We start from the raw sequence: 16,013 nt of genomic DNA, 5'->3' as shown, positions 1-16,013 counted from the left end.
GATTTTAACGGAAAGGAAGGGGGGCGGCCCGTTTTACGAGGGCGGACGGGCCGCGATGCGGCTTTTGGGCGACAGGCGGCGCGGCGAGGTTCCGCGCGCACTCAGCAAGCCGCCAGCTCCGCCTTCGGCGAGAACGAATCGCTTTGCGCGATCGGCCAGTACTTCTCGAACAGCGTATAGCGAAAGTTGCCGTTCAGCAGATCGTTCGGTTCGAGATACTTGAGCAGCTCCGACATCAACCGCACCTCATGCGACGACACGCGCCGCACGATGTGATGCGCGCGCAGCTCCGCCGGATGCCGCAGCCCGGCGGCCTGGATGATTTCCTGCAACGCATGTAGCGTGTTGTGGTGGAAGTTGAACACGCGATCGGCCTTGTCCGGCACCACCAACGCGCGCTGGCGCACCGGATCCTGGGTCGCGACGCCGGTCGGGCAGCGGCCGGTATGGCAGGTCTGCGCCTGGATGCAGCCGACCGCGAACATGAAGCCGCGCGCCGCGTTGACCCAGTCGGCGCCGATCGCGAGCGTCTTCGCGATATCGAACGCGGTGATCATCTTGCCGCTCGCGCCGATGCGGATGCGCTGCCGCAGACCGATGCCGACCAGCGTGTTGTGCACGAGCAGCAGCCCTTCCTGCAACGGCACGCCGACGTGATCGGTGAATTCGAGCGGCGCTGCGCCGGTGCCGCCTTCCGCGCCATCGACGACGATGAAGTCCGGCAGGATGCCCGTTTCCAGCATCGCCTTCGCGATTCCGAAGAATTCCCACGGATGCCCGATGCACAGCTTGAAGCCGGTCGGCTTGCCGCCCGACAGCGTGCGCAGCCGCTCGACGAATTCGAGCAGCTCGCGCGGCGTCGCGAACTCGGAGTGCGTCGCCGGCGAGATGCAGTCGCGGCCCATCGGCACGCCGCGCGTCTCGGCGATTTCGGGCGTGATCTTCGCGGCCGGCAACACGCCGCCGTGACCCGGCTTCGCGCCTTGCGACAGCTTCACCTCGATCATCTTCACCTGCGGCTCGGCGGCCTGCTTCGCGAATTTTTCGGCGTTGAAGGTGCCGTCGTCGTTACGACAGCCAAAATAACCGGATGCGATTTCCCAGATGATGTCGCCGCCATGTTCGCGGTGATATTTCGACATCGAGCCTTCGCCGGTGTCGTGCGCGAAGTTGCCTTTCTTCGCGCCGAGGTTCAGCGCCATGATCGCGTTGGCCGACAGTGAGCCGAAGCTCATCGCCGATACGTTGAAGATCGACATCGAATACGGCTGCGCGCGATCGGGGCCGACGACGATGCGAAAGTCGTGACCATCGAGCCTGGTCGGCGCTAGCGAGTGGCTGATCCATTCGTGCGCGATCGCCTTCACGTCGAGTTCGGTGCCGTACGGGCGGCTATCCACATCGTTCTTCGCGCGCTGGTAGACGATGCTGCGTTGCGCGCGCGAGAACGGCTTTTCGTCGGTATCGTCTTCGACGAAATACTGGCGGATCTCCGGCCGGATGAATTCGAAAATGAAGCGCAGGTGGCCCCACAGCGGGTAGTTGCGGAGGATCGCGTGGCGCTGTTGCGTCAGGTCGAACACGCCGAGCGCGACGAGTGCGGCCGGCACGATGATCCAGAACCACGACAGGCGAGGCGTCGTGGCGAGCGCGGCACATACCGCGGCGAGCGCGATTGCGCACCACATGGCCAGATAGCGTCGAGAAAACATGGGGACTCCAGTGCAGTGAAGATCATTGCGGCGGGATCGTCCGCGCGAGGGGCGCGGGCGGTACCCGTCGCGAAGGAAAACTGGCGGCTGCGGGTCACGGCGCGGCGTGGCCGGTCGAAGCCCGAAGATGAGGCCTGCGAATGGAAGCCAGGCGTCGCACGCGAAGGTGAAGCGAGTGTGACCGCGCGAGGCGGGGGAAACAAGATGAACGGCGACGATGAACGGCGCGCGCGTGTCGGAGTGGTGTGACCCGCCGCGCGCGCCGTTATGCATCGCTCAACGCGCGCCGAGCAACGCCGCTTTTTGCCGCGGGGTCTGCGGCTCGTCCTGCGAGGCGCGTTGCGGCTGCTTCGGCTTATGCGCCTGCTTGCGACGCTGCGCGCGAGTTTGCTTCGGCGCCTGGTCCGGCGGCAGCTCGGCCGGTTGCCCGGTCATCGCGCGTTCGATGATGCCGCCGCCGAGGCACACGTCGCCGTCGTACAGCACCGCCGATTGTCCCGGCGTGACGGCCCATTGCGCGGCGTCGAAGGTCAGCTCGAACAGGCCTTCGCCCGAACCGCCTGCCGCCGCGGCGTTGAACGTGCACGCCGCGTCGGCCTGCCGGTAGCGCGTCTTCGCGCCGCACGCGAAGCCGTCGGCCGGCGGCTCGCCCGCGACCCAGCTCGTGTTGCCCGCCGATAGCGTATGGCACAGCAGCCACGGATGATCGTGCCCCTGCGCGACGTACAGCGTATTGCTCGGAATATCCTTGCCCGCGGCGAACCACGGCTCGCCGCTGCCGTCCTTGCTGCCACCGAGACCGATGCCCTTGCGCTGGCCGAACGTGTAGAACGCGAGCCCGATGTGCTCGCCGACGGTCTTGCCGTCGGTAGTCTTCATTGGCCCCGGCCTGGTCGGCAGATAGCGGTTCAGGAAGTCGCGGAACGGCCGCTCGCCGATGAAGCAGATGCCGGTCGAATCTTTCTTTTTCGCATTCGGCAAGCCGATCTGCGCGGCGATCTCGCGCACTTTGGTCTTGGGAATTTCGCCGAGCGGGAACAGCGTCTTCGACAACTGCGCCTGGTTCAGCCGATGCAGGAAGTACGACTGGTCCTTCGTATGATCGAGCGCCTTCAGCAGCTCGAAGCGGCCGTCGCGCTCATGGTTCTGGCGCACGCGCGCATAGTGGCCGGTCGCGATGGTTTCCGCGCCGAGCGACATCGCGTGATCGAGAAAGGCCTTGAACTTGATTTCGGCGTTGCACAGCACGTCCGGGTTCGGCGTGCGGCCGGCCGAATATTCGCGCAGGAATTCGGCGAACACGCGGTCTTTGTATTCGGCCGCGAAGTTGACCGCCTCGACGTCGATGCCGATCAGGTCCGCCACCGACACCACGTCGATCCAGTCCTGGCGCGTCGAGCAGTATTCGCTGTCGTCGTCGTCTTCCCAGTTCTTCATGAACAGGCCGACCACGTCGTAGCCCTGTTCCTTCAGCAGCCACGCGGTAACCGACGAATCAACGCCGCCCGACATGCCTACTACGACTTTACGCTTGCTCATAAGGTACTCACTGGGTGCTGCATGACTGCATGGATCTTGTGGGAGGCCGCTCGTGACGGCCTTATCGCTTCGGCCCGACCGAATGGGTATGGACGAAGTCGAGCGGGAAACGTCGGCCGGCCAGGTAATCGTCGATGCACCGCATCACGAGCGGGGTGCGATGCCGCTCGGGGCATTCGCGCAACTCATCGGCGCTCATCCACAGCGTGCGGACGATGTCGGGATCGAGCGAACTCGCCGGGTCCGGCTCGCCGCTCCCGCCGCAATAGGTGAAACGCAGGTACGTGGTGCCCGCCCGGTCCGGCCGCTCGAAGTGGGTCATGTACATGCCGACGAGCGCCTCGGGCGCGAACGGATGGGCGGTTTCCTCGAACGTTTCGCGGACCACCGCTTCCAGCAGCGTTTCGCCCGCCTCGAGATGGCCGGCGGGCTGGTTCAGGCGCAGGCCGGCGGCGGTGTGTTCCTCGACCAGCAGGAAGCGCCCGTCACGCTCGACGATCGCCGCGACGGTCACGTGCGGCAGCCAGGTTTCCGGTTTCATGGCTGCGCATTTTACCGGTTATGCGCGCCGGCTGCCGGGCGCCGCACCGACCCCTGCCGGGCAATGGCCGGCGTAAGCTGACGGCCGGTTCGCGGCGGATTCGCAGCACGTTCGCGACCGATTCGCAACAGTTTGGCGGTCTGCCGCGCATTCGCATCGACCCCGATTTTGGCGGGGTGACGGTTTCGGTTAAAGTGGGGCCTGCGTTAGCCGTTGCATGTGCAAGCCGGCGAGCCTCGTCGGCAGATCTGTCGTCAAACAGGAAGTCGAGGAGGAACAACGATGCACATCGGAGTGCCAGCCGAAACGCGCGCGCATGAAACCCGCGTTGCCGCGACGCCCGAAACGGTCAAGAAATACGTGGCTCAAGGCCACCGGGTCACGCTTCAAAGCGGCGCCGGCGCCGGCGCGAGCTTTCCCGATGACGCCTATACGGCAGTGGGCGCGGAAATCGTCGATGCCGCCACCGCGTTCGGCGCCGATCTCGTCCTCAAAGTCCAATCCCCCACCGATTCCGAACTGCCGCTGCTCAAGCGCGGCGCGACGCTCGTCGGCATGCTCGACCCTTTCAACGCCGAGAACGCGGGCAAACTCGCCGCGGCCGGCGTCACCGCGTTCGCGCTCGAAGCCGCGCCGCGCACCACGCGCGCGCAGAGCCTCGACGTGCTGTCGTCGCAGGCGAATATCGCCGGCTACAAGGCGGTGCTGCTCGCGGCGACGCTGTATCCGCGCTTCATGCCGATGCTGATGACCGCGGCCGGCACCGTGAAGGCCGCGCGCGTGCTGATTCTCGGCGCGGGCGTGGCCGGCCTGCAGGCGATTGCCACCGCGAAGCGCCTCGGCGCGGTGATCGAAGCTTCCGACGTGCGCCCGGCCGTCAAGGAGCAGATCGAATCGCTCGGCGCGAAATTTCTCGACGTGCCCTACGAAACCGACGAGGAGCGCGAGGCCGCACAGGGTGTCGGCGGCTATGCGAGGCCGATGCCGCCGTCGTGGCTCGCGCGCCAGTCGGCTTTGGTCCACGAGCGCGCGAAGCAGGCCGACGTGGTGATCTCCACCGCGCTGATTCCGGGCCGCCCCGCGCCGACGCTGCTGTCGGTCGAAACCGTGCAGGCGATGAAACCGGGCTCGGTGCTCGTCGACCTCGCGGCAGGACGCGGCCCCGAAATCGACGGCCGGCGCGGCGGCAATTGTCCGCTGACCGAAACGGACCAGGTGGTGGTGCGCTATGGCGTGCAGATCGTCGGCTATACGAATCTCGCCGCGATGGTTCCCGCCGACGCATCGTCGCTATACGCGCGCAACCTGCTCGACTTCCTGAAGCTGATCGTCACGAAGGAAGGGCTGCTTAACATCGATCTCGCGGACGATATCGTCGCGGCCACGCTGCTGGCCCGCGATGGCCAGGTCACACGCAAAGCATAGGGAGACCGAAGATGGAAGTCCTCAATCACACGGTGATCAACCTGATCATCTTCGTGCTGGCGATCTACGTCGGCTATCACGTGGTCTGGAACGTCACGCCTGCGCTGCATACGCCGCTGATGGCGGTGACCAATGCAATCTCGGCGATCGTGATCGTCGGCGCGATGCTCGCGGCGGGTCTCACGGTGGGCAGTGCGGGCAAGTTCTTCGGCACGATCGCGGTGGCGCTCGCGGCCGTCAACGTGTTCGGCGGCTTTCTCGTCACGCGGCGAATGCTGGAGATGTTCAAGAAAAAAGAGCCGAAGAAGCTGGAATCCAAACACCAGGCTGGTGGCAGGGAGGGTGCGTAAATGAGCCTGAACGTCGTCACATTGCTGTATCTGGTCGCGTCGGTCTGCTTCATCCAGGCGCTCAAGGGGCTGTCGAATCCGAAGAGCGCGCGCGCTGGCAATACCTTCGGCATGGTCGGTATGGCGATCGCGATTCTGACCACCATCGCGCTGATCTCGCGGCAGGCCGAGGTACTCGGCTCCAATCTCGGTCTCGGGCTCGGCCTGCTGCTGTTCGGGCTCGTGATCGGCGGCGCGATCGGCGCGTTCGTCGCCGCGCGCGTCGAGATGACCAAGATGCCCGAACTGGTCGCGGCGATGCACTCGCTGATCGGTCTCGCGGCCGTGTGCATCGCGTACGGGGTCGTGTCGGAGCCGGCCGCGTTCGGGCTCGTCGATCCCGAGGTGCCGATCGAGGGCTTCCTGCCGTACGGCAACCGCATCGAGCTGTTCATCGGCACCTTCGTCGGCGCGATTACGTTTAGCGGCTCGGTAATCGCGTTCGGCAAGCTGTCGGGCAAGTACAAGTTCCGGCTGTTTCAGGGTGCGCCGGTCGGCTACGGCGGCCAGCATCTGATCAACCTGATGCTGGCGCTCGCGATGCTCGGCTTCGGTGTGCTGTTTTTCCTCACGCAGTCGTGGCTGCCGTTCATCATCATGACGATCATCGCGTTCGTGCTCGGCGTGCTGATCATCATTCCGATCGGCGGCGCGGACATGCCGGTGGTCGTGTCGATGCTGAACTCGTACTCGGGCTGGGCGGCGGCGGGCATCGGTTTTTCGCTGAACAACCCGATGCTGATCATCGCCGGCTCGCTGGTCGGCTCGTCGGGTGCGATCCTGTCGTACATCATGTGCCGCGCGATGAACCGCTCGTTCTTCAACGTGATCCTCGGCGGCTTCGGCAACGAGCCGGGCGCGGCCGCGGGCGGCTCGGCCGAGCAGCGGCCGGTGAAATCGGGTTCGGCCGATGACGCGTCGTTCATGATGGGCAATGCGGAAACCGTCGTGATCGTGCCGGGCTACGGGCTGGCCGTGGCGCGCGCGCAGCATGCGCTGAAGGAATTGACCGACAAGCTGGTCGAGAAGGGCATCGAGGTGAAGTATGCGATTCACCCGGTGGCCGGCCGCATGCCGGGTCACATGAACGTGCTGCTCGCCGAAGCCGAAGTGCCGTACGACATGGTCTACGAGATGGACGATATCAACGGCGAGTTCGGCCAGGTCGACGTGGTGCTGGTGCTCGGGGCGAACGACGTGGTGAATCCGGCCGCGAAGAACGATCCGAAGTCGCCGATCGCGGGCATGCCGATCATCGAGGCGTACAAGGCGCGCACCGTGATCGTGAACAAGCGCTCGATGGCGGCGGGCTACGCTGGGCTCGACAACGATCTGTTCTACATGGACAAGACGATGATGGTGTTCGGCGACGCGAAGAAGGTGATCGAGGATATGGTGAAGGCGGTCGACTAGATCGTCTGTGGTGAGCAGCCGTCAGGATCGCGGTGCATCGCCGCGATCCTTTTCATCTGTTCGGCCTCGCGTTCACATGCCGCAGCAAATCCGCGAGCCGCCTGCCTTCCTGATCCGGATACGTCTCGAGCACTGTCAGATCGCGCATCTTCTCCAGCCCGAAGTTGCGGAAATCACTGCGCAGCTCGCACCATGCGCCGAGCGTCCAGCGCGCGCCCCAGTACGCGAGCGCGAGCGGCCAGACGCGGCGCTCGGTGTCGGCGCCGTTCGCGTCGGTGTACGCGAAGCGCACCACCTGGCGCGTGTCGATCGCGCGATGCAGCGTGTCGAGCTGCGTCGAAAAATCTCCCTTGATGTGAAACGACGGCGCGAAGATCGCGAGCCGTTCGAGCGCTGCGCGCTTGTCGGCGGGCATCGCCGATGCGATCTTGGCAAGCGCGCCGCGCGCGCCGCTCGCGAAGCCCGCGCCGCCCCACGATTCGAGCATGCGCGCGCCGGCGGCTAGCGCGGCGAGTTCGTCGGCGGTGAAGGTGAGCGGCGGCAGACTCGCCGAGCGCGACAGCCGATAACCGATGCCTGCTTCGCCTTCGATCGGCACGCCCGACAATTGCAGATCGCGCACGTCGCGATAGACGGTGCGCAGCGAGATGTTCAGCCAGTCGGCCAGTTGCTGCGCGGTGGTCAGTCGCCGGCCGCGCAGCAGCTCGGCGATCTGGAACAGGCGGTCGGCGCGGCGCGTCATCGTGGGCGTCGGGTAGAGGAGGAGGGGGACGGTCCCGCGATGATAGCGCCGCATGGCGGCCTTCGGTTGGGGCGCGGTGGCTGCGGATGCGCTTAGCCGTTGGTGCGCGAATGCAGCCCGAGGCGGTTGCCTTCGGTATCGGTGAAGAACGCGATATAGCCGATGTCCTGCGGCAGCTTGATCACCGGGCCGTCGGTCTTGCCGCCCGCCCGTTCGATGCGCTCGAGCGCGGCGTCGACGGTGGGCTGCGCGTTCAGGTAGACGGTGACGCCGTCGGCGGCCGGCGTCATCGACGGACTATGGACGATCGCGCCGCCGGTCGCGGGCTCCTCGTAGCTGAACACGGCAATCGGCTGGCCGCCGATCTCCTGACGATTCAGCGGGGCGTCGAGCGCGGCTTCGTAGAAGCGCACCGCGCGATCGAAATCGACGGACGGGATTTCAAACCAGGCAACCACTTTGGGCAATGCGGACATGACACTCTCCTTCGATTGGCAGTAGGCCGTTCAAGCGCCGGATGGCGTGAGAAGGAGTGTGCGGGGGTGCTGCTGACAGCGTGGTGGCAGTAGGGTGGGGAACGGGTAGCCTGCTCTTCGAGCGGGCGCCGTCGAAGGAAGGGAAACGGCGTGACATGGCGCAAAAAAACCGCGGCACGAGGTCCGCGGTTTCGATGTCGACTTGCCCGACCGACGCAGCTTCAACCCGCCTGCGTATCGCCCTGCGGACGCTGCCGCACGCTGCCGGCGATCAGGTCGAAGCGGAACAGCCGGCATTCGAGCGCGCCGTTGAAGAGCGGCGTCTTCGTCGATTCGCGCAGCCGCAGTTGCCCCGGCAGCTTGCGATCCGACGTCAGGATGAACGCGTGCCATCCCGCAAAGCGCTGCTTCAACGCATTGCCGAGCAACTGGAAAAACTCGCTGTCCGGCGCTTCTTCCTGAATGCGGCGGAAGCCGTCGTCGCCGCGATTGCCGCGGCCTTCGCGAAGCTCGCCGCGCGCATTGCGGCCGCGCACTTCGATCCGCTCGCCATACGGTGGATTCGCGACGAGGATGCCCGGCGCCGAGGTAGGCGGCGTCATGTCGCGCGCGTCGAGCTGCTTGAGCGCAATGGCCGGCAAGCCGGCGCGCTCGAAGTTCGCGCGCGCTTTTTCGAGCATGTCTCCGGAGATGTCGCTGCCGAAGATCTGCAGATCCGCGCCGCGCGAGCCGCGCGCCGCGTTTTTCGCTTCGAGCGCGGCGCCCCGCAGCGTTTGCCAGGTCCGCGTATCGAACTGTATGAGCTTTTCGAAGCCGAAGCGCCGCTGCACGCCCGGCGCGATGTCCAGCGCGACCTGCGCCGCTTCCGCGAGGAACGTGCCGCTGCCGCACATCGGATCGTAGAGCGGCGTGCCGGCCTGCCAGCCGGTCAGACGCAGAATGCCCGCCGCAAGGTTCTCGCGCAGCGGCGCCGCGCCCTTGTCGAGACGCCAGCCGCGCTTGAACAGCGGATCGCCGGACGTATCGAGGTACAGCGTGCAGTCGGTCGCGGTCAGGAACGCGAACACGCGCACGTCGGGCATCGCGGTATCGATGCTCGGTCGCGCGCCGCTTTTTTCGCGCAGACGATCGCAGATCGCGTCCTTCACGCGCAGCGTGGTGAACTCGAGACTGCGCAGCGGCGACTTGATCGCGGTGACGTCGACGCGCAGCGTCTCGTGCGCGGAGAACCACTGCTCCCAGCGCTGCTCGAGCGCGAGCGCGTAGATGTCCTGCTCGCCGCGATAGGGCCGCTGCGCGATTTTCAGCAGCACGCGGCTCGCCAGACGCGAGTGCAGATTGGCCGCCATGCCGGCGGCCCAGCCGCCGCGGAAATGCACGCCGCCCGGCACCTGGGCGCCGGCCGTGAACGGGGCGCCGTTCAGATGTTTGGCGGCAATTTCGGCGAGTTCGGCCGCGAGCGGAGCTTCGAGCCCGCGCGGGCAAGGAAGGAAGAAATCGAAGGACATTGAGGTTGCCGCAAGGCGTTGGATAAGGCGCTATTGTACGCGGTCGGGCTCGGCGGGCCGGCGCGATTGGCGCGCCGGGCCGTCGTTTGCGTCGCTTGTCGTTGCGTGATCTCGCCTCGCGTACCGCCTGGGCCGGCGACGCCCGCAGGCATGCGCACGCCGTTGAGCTGGTTGCGCCGCCGGGCCTGTCAGGCGCCGGCTTCCGCGGCCGTTCCCGCCGACGGGCAGGGCGGCACGACCGGCGTCGCGGCCGGCCTGGACGAAGACGAAGTCCGGCCCGTCGTGCTCGTGGTAGTGGCGGCCGCTGCCGCCATCGCGCGTACGCCCGTCGCGATCTGCGTCGACACTTGCGCGAGCGCGCGCCGATGTCCGTCGACGAGCGCGTCGTACCCGCCTCCGACCGTCTCGCTGACCACGCTGCGACACGTCATCACCGCATTGCTGCGCACGGCCCGCACGCTCCACACCGCATCGATCAACGCATGCGAGCCGGGCCACGACTCGAAGCGCTGCACGTTCATCGCGATCCGGTAGACGGCCGCGTCGTCGGGGTGAGCGGTGCCGAACGTGTCGATGGTGCCGAGCTGCTGCGTCAGATTCGTCGACAGCGCGCGGCGGATCTCATCGCCGGGCAGCGAGGCCCAGCGTTCCTGTTCGAGCAGCTGCACCTGAGTCGGCCCGGTCTGCACGACCAGCTGGTTTCTCGCCACCTGCGGTGGCACGTTGACCGGCGCGACTTCGACCAGCCACGCGGGCGCGGCGCCCGTGCGCGCGGCGGCGCCCGCGCTATCCGCGCCGCCCAGCGTATAGAAACGGCTCGACGGCGACGAGCACGCCGCGATCGCGAGCGCCGCGGCCAGTGCGGCGCCATACACGACGCCGCGTACGGCACCGCGCACGAGCGCGCGCCGCGGACGGGGGAGCCGGGCAAACGTCATGGTTTGTCTCCTGATTTACCGCGCAACAACGATTCGGGATGACGCTCGAGGTAATCCGACAGCGCATTCAGCGACTGCAAGGTGCGCGTCAGTTCCTGCAACGCCTGATGAACGTCGGACTGCATCGGCGAATCCTGCTGCAAAGTTGCCTGGGCCGAATTGAAGGTCTGCTTCGCGGCGCTCAGCGTGTCGCGCGCCTGCGGCACGACTTCCTTGTCGAGACGCGAGAACAGCTGATCGGCGTTCTTCAGCGCGGTGTTCAGGTTCGCGCCGATCTGGTCGAACGGCACCTTGTCGAGTTTCTTCGCGATGTCGGCGACCTGCAGCTGCAATTCGTCGAGCGTGTTCGGAATGGTCGGCAGCTCGAGCGGGTCCTTCGTCACGTCGACCTTGGCCGGCGCCGCTTTCGGGAAGATATCGAGCGCCACATATAGCTGGCTCGTGATCAGGTTGCCGGTGCGCAACTGGCCGCGCAGGCCGTGCTTGACGAGCTCCTGCAGCATGTTCTCGCCGGCGAGCGTGCCCGGCTGCGGCGCGCTCTCGCGGAAGCGCTTGCCGAGTCGGTCCGGGTACAGGTTCATCGTGACCGGCATCGTGAAGCTCTGCGTCTTCGGATCGTAGTCGATGCCGATATTGGTCACCTGGCCGAGCACGATGCCGCGGAAGTCGACCGGCGCGCCGATCGACAGCCCGCGCAGCGACTGGTTGAAGTTCATCACGACACGCAACGGGACGCCGTCCGGTTCCCGCATCGCGTCCGCTTCGTCCGAAGCGAGGCGGAACGTCTGGTTGTTCGGCGCCTGCGGGCCCATGTTCTGGCCGGTCGGTGACTGGAACGACAGACCGCCGACGATCACCGTCGCGAGCGACTGCGTGTTCAGCTTGAAGCCGCTCGAATCGAGCCGCAGATCGACGCCGCTGGCATGCCACCAGCGCGTGTTGGTGCCGACGTACTGGTCGAACGGCGCCGACACGAACACCTGCATCGTCACGCCGGTGCCGCTCTTGTCGAGCGAGAAGCCGACCACCTGGCCGACCTGAACGCGCCGGTAGAAGATCGGCGAGCCGATGTCGATAGACCCGAGCGACTCGCCGTGCAGCGTGTACTGACGGCCTTTCTGGTCGCCGGTGATGGGCGGCGGCGTTTCGAGGCCGACGAAGTCGCTCTCGCTGTCGCTCGAGCGGCCCGCGTCGGCGCCGATATATGCGCCCGACAGCAGCGTGGTCAGGCCCGATACGCCGCTCGCGCCGACGCGCGGACGCACCACCCAGAAACGCGAGTCCTTGACCGCGAACTTGCCGCCTTCCTTGGTGAGCTGCACCTGCACGAGCACGTGCGACAGATCCGGTGCCAGCGTGATGGTCTTCACTGAACCGATCGCGACGTCCTTGTACTTGACCTGGGTCTTGCCCGGCTCGAGCCCTTCCGCGCTGATGAAGCTAATCGTGATCACGGGCCCGCGCTCGGTCACCGACCTGATCACGAGCGCAATGCCGATCAGCGCGGCGATCAGCGGAATCACCCAGACGAGCGATGGCAGCCAGCGGCTGCGTGGTTCGATGTCGGGGTCGGGCAGTTGGGGCGGCAGTGTTGGTCCGTTCGAATCGTTGCGCGGCGCGTCACCTGGAGCGGGCGTCGGTCCTTGCGGGCTAGTCATGGTCGAGATCCTGAGGTGTTGGGGTACTGCTTTCCACGGGGTCCCAGATAAGGCGTGGATCGAATTGCATGGAGGCGAGCATCGTCAGGATCACGACCGAGCCGAACGCAATCGCGCCGGGCTCGGCCGTGATCACGGCCAGCGATTTGAAACGCACGAGCGCCACGGTCAGCGTGACGACGAACACGTCGAGCATCGACCAGCGGCCGATGCGCTCGACCATCCGGTACAGCGTCGTGCGCTGTTGCGGACGCCAGCGCGAGCGGCGCTGCGCGGTGATGGTCAGCAGCACGAGCACCGAGAGCTTCAGCATCGGCACCATGATGCTGGCGATGAACACGATCACCGCGAGCGGCCAGTCGCCCGAGGTCCAGAAATAGACGACGCCGCTCATGATGGTGTCGTCCTCGGAGCCGAGCAGCGATGACGTGTGCATCACCGGCAGCAGATTCGCCGGAATATACAGCAGCGCTGCGGCGATCAGCAGCGCCCACGTGCGCATCAGACTGTCGGGGTTGCGCGAGTGCAGATGCGCGCCACAGCGGCTGCAGTGCTGCGGCGTGATCGAGCGGATGCGCGGTTCGACGCGCCCGCACGCGTGACAGGACACGAGGCCCGCGCGTTTCGCGGTGACGTATTTCATCGGGGGCTCATCCTTCGCGGGGCGCGGGCGGCAAGCCGGGCGGAGCGCTGCCGGCGGCACCGTCAGCGCTGCCACCCGTCGAGCCGGCGACGCGCGTGGACGGCGCCGGCGGACCGGCGAGCGAGCCGAGCGCGAGTGCCGCGCTGTCGGCCGGCGTGCGCGGCAACGGCCGATCGCCGCCCGCGTCGATCTCGTCGGCGACATCCCACAGCACACGCGGATCGAACGTGACGACGACCGCGAACATCAGCGTCAGCGCGCCGAACGCGAACAGCGCCGCCTCGGGGATCACGCGCGCGAGACTGACCATCTTCACGATCGTGATCAGCACGCCGAGCATGAACACTTCGATCATTCCCCACGGCCGCACGAACTGGATCGCGCGCAGCACGCGATTGAAATGCGGGGGCACGTAGCCGGAGCGCAGCGGCACCAGCACGTACAGCAGCGCGACGAGTTCGGTGAGCGGAAAGAGGATCGTCGAGCAGAACACCATCACGGCGACGATCTCCATGTCCTCGCCCCACAGCGCGACGAGCGCGCCGAACAGCGTAGTCTGAGACGTGATGCCGTTGGTTTCGAGTTCGACGATCGGAAAGCCCTGCGCGATCACGAACGTGATCAGCGCGGCGAGCGTCAGTGCGCAGATCGCGTCGAGCTTGCGCGATACGCCGCGAAAGAGCGTCGCGCGGCAGCGCGGACAACGCGCGGCGACGCGCCCGACAAGCCGTGGCTTGCGGAACAGCGTATCGCATTCGTGGCACGCGATCAGGTTCTCATGTTCCATGCGGCAGATGGGCTAACGACGTAGTGGCGGCGTGCAAGGCCTGCTCTTTACGAGGGAAGGGGCGGCAGTGAGCAGCAATAGTACCAAACGCGGCCTCGCGACCGACGCGAAGCGCGCGCGGCGCGCTCCGGCGTGCTGCGCTGCAAAATTCGGGCCCGTTCCGCCGATGCGCTGCAGCCAGCTTTGCGCGCTTGGGGTAGCATGGCGCCCGTGGCATCCCCAGCGGCCTTTTCTGGCGATGATGCCGGCCGCATCGGCGGCGCGCGCCGTGCCGGTGCACGGCAGGGATCGCGGAATAGCCGGCCGCGGCGCGCCGTTAACTTCTAACAGCCTGCGTTGATCTGTCATGACACTCAATCCATCGTTCGGTACCCGGGAGTCGTACACGCGGACCGCCATCGCGTTTCACTGGCTGATCGCATTGCTGATCGTCTGCGGCTTTGCGCTCGGCTGGGTGATGACCGACATCCCGGGCTTCACGCCCACCAAGCTGCGCTATTTCTCGTGGCACAAATGGATCGGCGTGACCGTGTTCGCGCTCGCGATCGTGCGCATCCTGTGGCGCGCGACCCATGCCGGACCGCCGATGCCGCGCCGCATGCCGGCCTGGCAGCGCGCTGCCGCGCATCTGACGCATCTGCTGCTGTACGCGCTGATGATCGTGATTCCGGTGTCCGGCTATCTGTACAGCTCGGCGGCGAACGTGCCGGTCGTCTACCTCGGGCTGATCACGCTGCCGCGAATCATCGCGCCCGATCCGCACCTGAAGGAACTGCTGAAGAACCTCCATATCGCATTGAACTACACGTTGCTCGTGCTGGTCGCGCTGCACGTCGCGGCGGCGCTCAAGCATCAATGGCTCGATCGCGACGGCCTGCTGTCGCGCATGATCCCCTTCCTCAAATAAGGACAACCATGAAGGTTTCGTTTTATCGCTACATGCTCGCCGCATTCGCGGCGGCGTCGCTGAGCGCCGCGGGCGCGGCGCTCGCGCAGGTCGACGTCGCGAAGAGCTCGGTGACGGCCACCTCGAAGCAGATGAACGTGCCGGTCGAAGGCAAGTTCAACAAGTTCACCGCGCAGGTCAGCTTCGATCCGGCGAAGCCGACGGCCGGCAGCGCGCAGATCGACATCGACGTCGCCAGCTTCGATCTCGGCGACGAGAGCTACAACGAGCAGGTGCGGGGCAAGGAATGGTTCGACGCGAAGACTTTTCCGCGCGCGACGTTCGTCTCGAGCGAGATCGCGCCGGCTGGCGGCAATCAGTTCAAGGTGACCGGCAAGCTGACCATCAAGGGCAAGTCGCAGACGGTCATGATGCCGGTCACGGTGAGCCAGCAGGGCGCGACGCAGACCTTCGACGGCGCGCTGCCGATCAAGCGCTCGCAGTTCGACGTCGGCACCGGCGAATGGAAGGACACGTCGGTCGTCGCCGACGAGGTCGTAATCAAGTTTCATATCGTCGCCGCGCACAAGTAACGCGCGCGGCGTTCGCGATGTGCGCCGCGCCAGTGGGGCGCGGCCGTTTTCCCACCGCAGGTTGCACCGCGATTTTCAACGCAAAACAGGAGCACGAATTGAAAACGTCCATGTTGATCGCTGTTGGCGCGCTGGCTTCGTCGCTGTCGCTCGGCGCCTTCGCCGCCGATACCTATATGCTTGATCCGATGCATACGTTTCCGAGCTTCGAGGCCGACCACTTCGGCGGTCTGTCGATCTGGCGCGGCAAATTCACGAAGACCACGGGCTCGGTGACGCTCGATCGCGCGGCCAGGACCGGCACTCTCGACGTGAGCGTCGATCCCGCTTCGGTGCAGACCGGCAACCCGAAACTCGACGAGCACCTGAAATCCGACGAGTTCTTCGACGTCGCCAAGTATCCGACCGTGACCTACAAGGGCACCGAGATCAAGTTCGACGGCGATAAGCCGGTCGAGGTGATCGGCAATCTGACGATTCGCGGCATCACGAAGCCGGTGAATCTGAAGGTCGATTCGTTCAAGTGCATGCAGCATCCGGTGCTCAAGCGCGAAGTGTGCGGCGTCGAGGCGAGCACCGAATTCAATCGCGCCGATTACGGCATGGACTTCGGCGCGAAGTACGGCTTCAGCATGCAGACGCGCCTGCATATCCAGTCGGAAGGCATCAAGCAGCAGTAAGCGCGACGGCATCTTCGCGCTGCACCGCAACACGAAAACCGCTTCGGTCGTTCTCCGACGAAGCGGTTTTTTATCGCCCGTAG

General features: G+C 66.0%; 16 protein-coding genes. 6 read left to right on the top strand and 10 right to left on the bottom strand.

Features of this window, described 5'->3' with window-relative positions; genetic code table 11:
- Positions 1-101: 101 nt before the first annotated feature.
- The 3 genes from AB3X94_RS09970 to AB3X94_RS09960 all read right to left on the bottom strand — a co-directional run bounded on the left by AB3X94_RS09970 (position 102) and on the right by AB3X94_RS09960 (position 3,792).
- Entirely contained in the window at positions 102-1,712 is a 1,611-nt protein-coding gene (locus tag AB3X94_RS09970) for an FMN-binding glutamate synthase family protein (RefSeq protein ID WP_368611425.1), read from the bottom strand.
- A 276-nt stretch (positions 1,713-1,988) separates the two neighbouring features.
- Positions 1,989-3,251, bottom strand: coding sequence for a tRNA 2-thiouridine(34) synthase MnmA (gene mnmA / locus AB3X94_RS09965; protein ID WP_176109539.1), 1,263 nt, complete (start codon positions 3,249-3,251; stop codon positions 1,989-1,991).
- 61 nt (positions 3,252-3,312) lie between these two features.
- Positions 3,313-3,792: an NUDIX hydrolase gene (locus AB3X94_RS09960; RefSeq protein ID WP_176109538.1), complete on the bottom strand. Its 480-nt coding sequence runs from the start codon at positions 3,790-3,792 to the stop codon at positions 3,313-3,315.
- 282 nt (positions 3,793-4,074) lie between these two features.
- On the opposite strand from AB3X94_RS09960, the gene AB3X94_RS09955 reads away from it, so the two are divergent.
- The 3 genes from AB3X94_RS09955 to AB3X94_RS09945 are packed head-to-tail and all read left to right on the top strand — an operon-like array spanning position 4,075 to position 7,019.
- A complete protein-coding gene (locus AB3X94_RS09955; RefSeq protein WP_176109537.1) occupies positions 4,075-5,217 on the top strand; it encodes a Re/Si-specific NAD(P)(+) transhydrogenase subunit alpha in 1,143 nt (380 codons plus the stop codon).
- An 11-nt stretch (positions 5,218-5,228) separates the two neighbouring features.
- Positions 5,229-5,567, top strand: a complete 339-nt coding sequence (locus AB3X94_RS09950) for an NAD(P) transhydrogenase subunit alpha (RefSeq protein ID WP_176109536.1) — start codon at positions 5,229-5,231, stop codon at positions 5,565-5,567.
- Entirely contained in the window at positions 5,568-7,019 is a 1,452-nt protein-coding gene (locus AB3X94_RS09945; RefSeq protein WP_368611424.1) for an NAD(P)(+) transhydrogenase (Re/Si-specific) subunit beta, read from the top strand.
- Between the two features lie 52 nt (positions 7,020-7,071).
- Here the strand turns inward: AB3X94_RS09945 and AB3X94_RS09940 are convergent, their stop codons facing one another.
- From AB3X94_RS09940 to AB3X94_RS09910, 7 genes are all read right to left on the bottom strand, one after another.
- Entirely contained in the window at positions 7,072-7,815 is a 744-nt protein-coding gene (locus tag AB3X94_RS09940; protein ID WP_368588551.1) for a helix-turn-helix transcriptional regulator, read from the bottom strand.
- 38 nt (positions 7,816-7,853) lie between these two features.
- Positions 7,854-8,237, bottom strand: a complete 384-nt coding sequence (locus AB3X94_RS09935) for a VOC family protein (RefSeq protein WP_018431914.1) — start codon at positions 8,235-8,237, stop codon at positions 7,854-7,856.
- Between the two features lie 221 nt (positions 8,238-8,458).
- Positions 8,459-9,745, bottom strand: a complete 1,287-nt coding sequence (locus AB3X94_RS09930) for a class I SAM-dependent RNA methyltransferase (protein WP_176109533.1) — start codon at positions 9,743-9,745, stop codon at positions 8,459-8,461.
- 188 nt (positions 9,746-9,933) lie between these two features.
- Positions 9,934-10,683: a membrane integrity-associated transporter subunit PqiC gene (locus AB3X94_RS09925; RefSeq protein ID WP_368611423.1), complete on the bottom strand. Its 750-nt coding sequence runs from the start codon at positions 10,681-10,683 to the stop codon at positions 9,934-9,936.
- Complete coding sequence (locus AB3X94_RS09920; RefSeq protein ID WP_368611422.1) at positions 10,680-12,341, bottom strand: intermembrane transport protein PqiB; 1,662 nt, start codon at positions 12,339-12,341, stop codon at positions 10,680-10,682. The genes AB3X94_RS09925 and AB3X94_RS09920 overlap by 4 nt, the downstream gene beginning before the upstream one ends.
- On the bottom strand, positions 12,334-12,984 hold the full coding sequence (locus AB3X94_RS09915; protein ID WP_176109530.1) for a paraquat-inducible protein A: 651 nt from the start codon (positions 12,982-12,984) through the stop codon (positions 12,334-12,336). Before AB3X94_RS09915 ends, AB3X94_RS09920 begins: the two co-directional genes overlap by 8 nt.
- Before the next feature lie 7 nt (positions 12,985-12,991).
- Positions 12,992-13,771 (bottom strand): paraquat-inducible protein A, encoded by a 780-nt coding sequence (locus AB3X94_RS09910; RefSeq protein WP_368611421.1) that lies wholly within the window; start codon positions 13,769-13,771, stop codon positions 12,992-12,994.
- Positions 13,772-14,117: 346 nt separating this feature from the next.
- Between AB3X94_RS09910 and AB3X94_RS09905 the strand changes: the two genes are divergently transcribed.
- The 3 genes from AB3X94_RS09905 to AB3X94_RS09895 all read left to right on the top strand — a co-directional run bounded on the left by AB3X94_RS09905 (position 14,118) and on the right by AB3X94_RS09895 (position 15,930).
- Positions 14,118-14,678, top strand: a complete 561-nt coding sequence (locus AB3X94_RS09905; protein WP_368611420.1) for a cytochrome b — start codon at positions 14,118-14,120, stop codon at positions 14,676-14,678.
- Between the two features lie 8 nt (positions 14,679-14,686).
- Entirely contained in the window at positions 14,687-15,250 is a 564-nt protein-coding gene (locus AB3X94_RS09900; protein ID WP_176109527.1) for a YceI family protein, read from the top strand.
- Positions 15,251-15,360: 110 nt separating this feature from the next.
- Positions 15,361-15,930, top strand: a complete 570-nt coding sequence (locus AB3X94_RS09895) for a YceI family protein (RefSeq protein WP_176109526.1) — start codon at positions 15,361-15,363, stop codon at positions 15,928-15,930.
- The last annotated feature ends 83 nt before the right edge of the window (positions 15,931-16,013 follow it).

This window comes from Paraburkholderia sp. BR10923, assembly GCF_040948765.1.
Taxonomy (GTDB): domain Bacteria; phylum Pseudomonadota; class Gammaproteobacteria; order Burkholderiales; family Burkholderiaceae; genus Paraburkholderia; species Paraburkholderia youngii.
This window is presented reverse-complemented; position numbering and strand designations above follow the sequence as displayed.

Excerpts from the sequence above, each read along its gene's own strand:
- AB3X94_RS09970 (WP_368611425.1), bottom strand. The coding sequence starts at position 1,712 with ATGTTTTCTCGACGCTATCTGGCCATGTGGTGCGCAATCGCGCTCGCC.
- mnmA (WP_176109539.1), bottom strand. The coding sequence starts at position 3,251 with ATGAGCAAGCGTAAAGTCGTAGTAGGCATGTCGGGCGGCGTTGATTCG.
- AB3X94_RS09960 (WP_176109538.1), bottom strand. The coding sequence starts at position 3,792 with ATGAAACCGGAAACCTGGCTGCCGCACGTGACCGTCGCGGCGATCGTC.
- AB3X94_RS09955 (WP_176109537.1), top strand. The coding sequence starts at position 4,075 with ATGCACATCGGAGTGCCAGCCGAAACGCGCGCGCATGAAACCCGCGTT.
- AB3X94_RS09950 (WP_176109536.1), top strand. The coding sequence starts at position 5,229 with ATGGAAGTCCTCAATCACACGGTGATCAACCTGATCATCTTCGTGCTG.
- AB3X94_RS09945 (WP_368611424.1), top strand. The coding sequence starts at position 5,568 with ATGAGCCTGAACGTCGTCACATTGCTGTATCTGGTCGCGTCGGTCTGC.
- AB3X94_RS09940 (WP_368588551.1), bottom strand. The coding sequence starts at position 7,815 with ATGCGGCGCTATCATCGCGGGACCGTCCCCCTCCTCCTCTACCCGACG.
- AB3X94_RS09935 (WP_018431914.1), bottom strand. The coding sequence starts at position 8,237 with ATGTCCGCATTGCCCAAAGTGGTTGCCTGGTTTGAAATCCCGTCCGTC.
- AB3X94_RS09930 (WP_176109533.1), bottom strand. The coding sequence starts at position 9,745 with ATGTCCTTCGATTTCTTCCTTCCTTGCCCGCGCGGGCTCGAAGCTCCG.
- AB3X94_RS09925 (WP_368611423.1), bottom strand. The coding sequence starts at position 10,683 with ATGACGTTTGCCCGGCTCCCCCGTCCGCGGCGCGCGCTCGTGCGCGGT.
- AB3X94_RS09920 (WP_368611422.1), bottom strand. The coding sequence starts at position 12,341 with ATGACTAGCCCGCAAGGACCGACGCCCGCTCCAGGTGACGCGCCGCGC.
- AB3X94_RS09915 (WP_176109530.1), bottom strand. The coding sequence starts at position 12,984 with ATGAAATACGTCACCGCGAAACGCGCGGGCCTCGTGTCCTGTCACGCG.
- AB3X94_RS09910 (WP_368611421.1), bottom strand. The coding sequence starts at position 13,771 with ATGGAACATGAGAACCTGATCGCGTGCCACGAATGCGATACGCTGTTC.
- AB3X94_RS09905 (WP_368611420.1), top strand. The coding sequence starts at position 14,118 with ATGACACTCAATCCATCGTTCGGTACCCGGGAGTCGTACACGCGGACC.
- AB3X94_RS09900 (WP_176109527.1), top strand. The coding sequence starts at position 14,687 with ATGAAGGTTTCGTTTTATCGCTACATGCTCGCCGCATTCGCGGCGGCG.
- AB3X94_RS09895 (WP_176109526.1), top strand. The coding sequence starts at position 15,361 with ATGTTGATCGCTGTTGGCGCGCTGGCTTCGTCGCTGTCGCTCGGCGCC.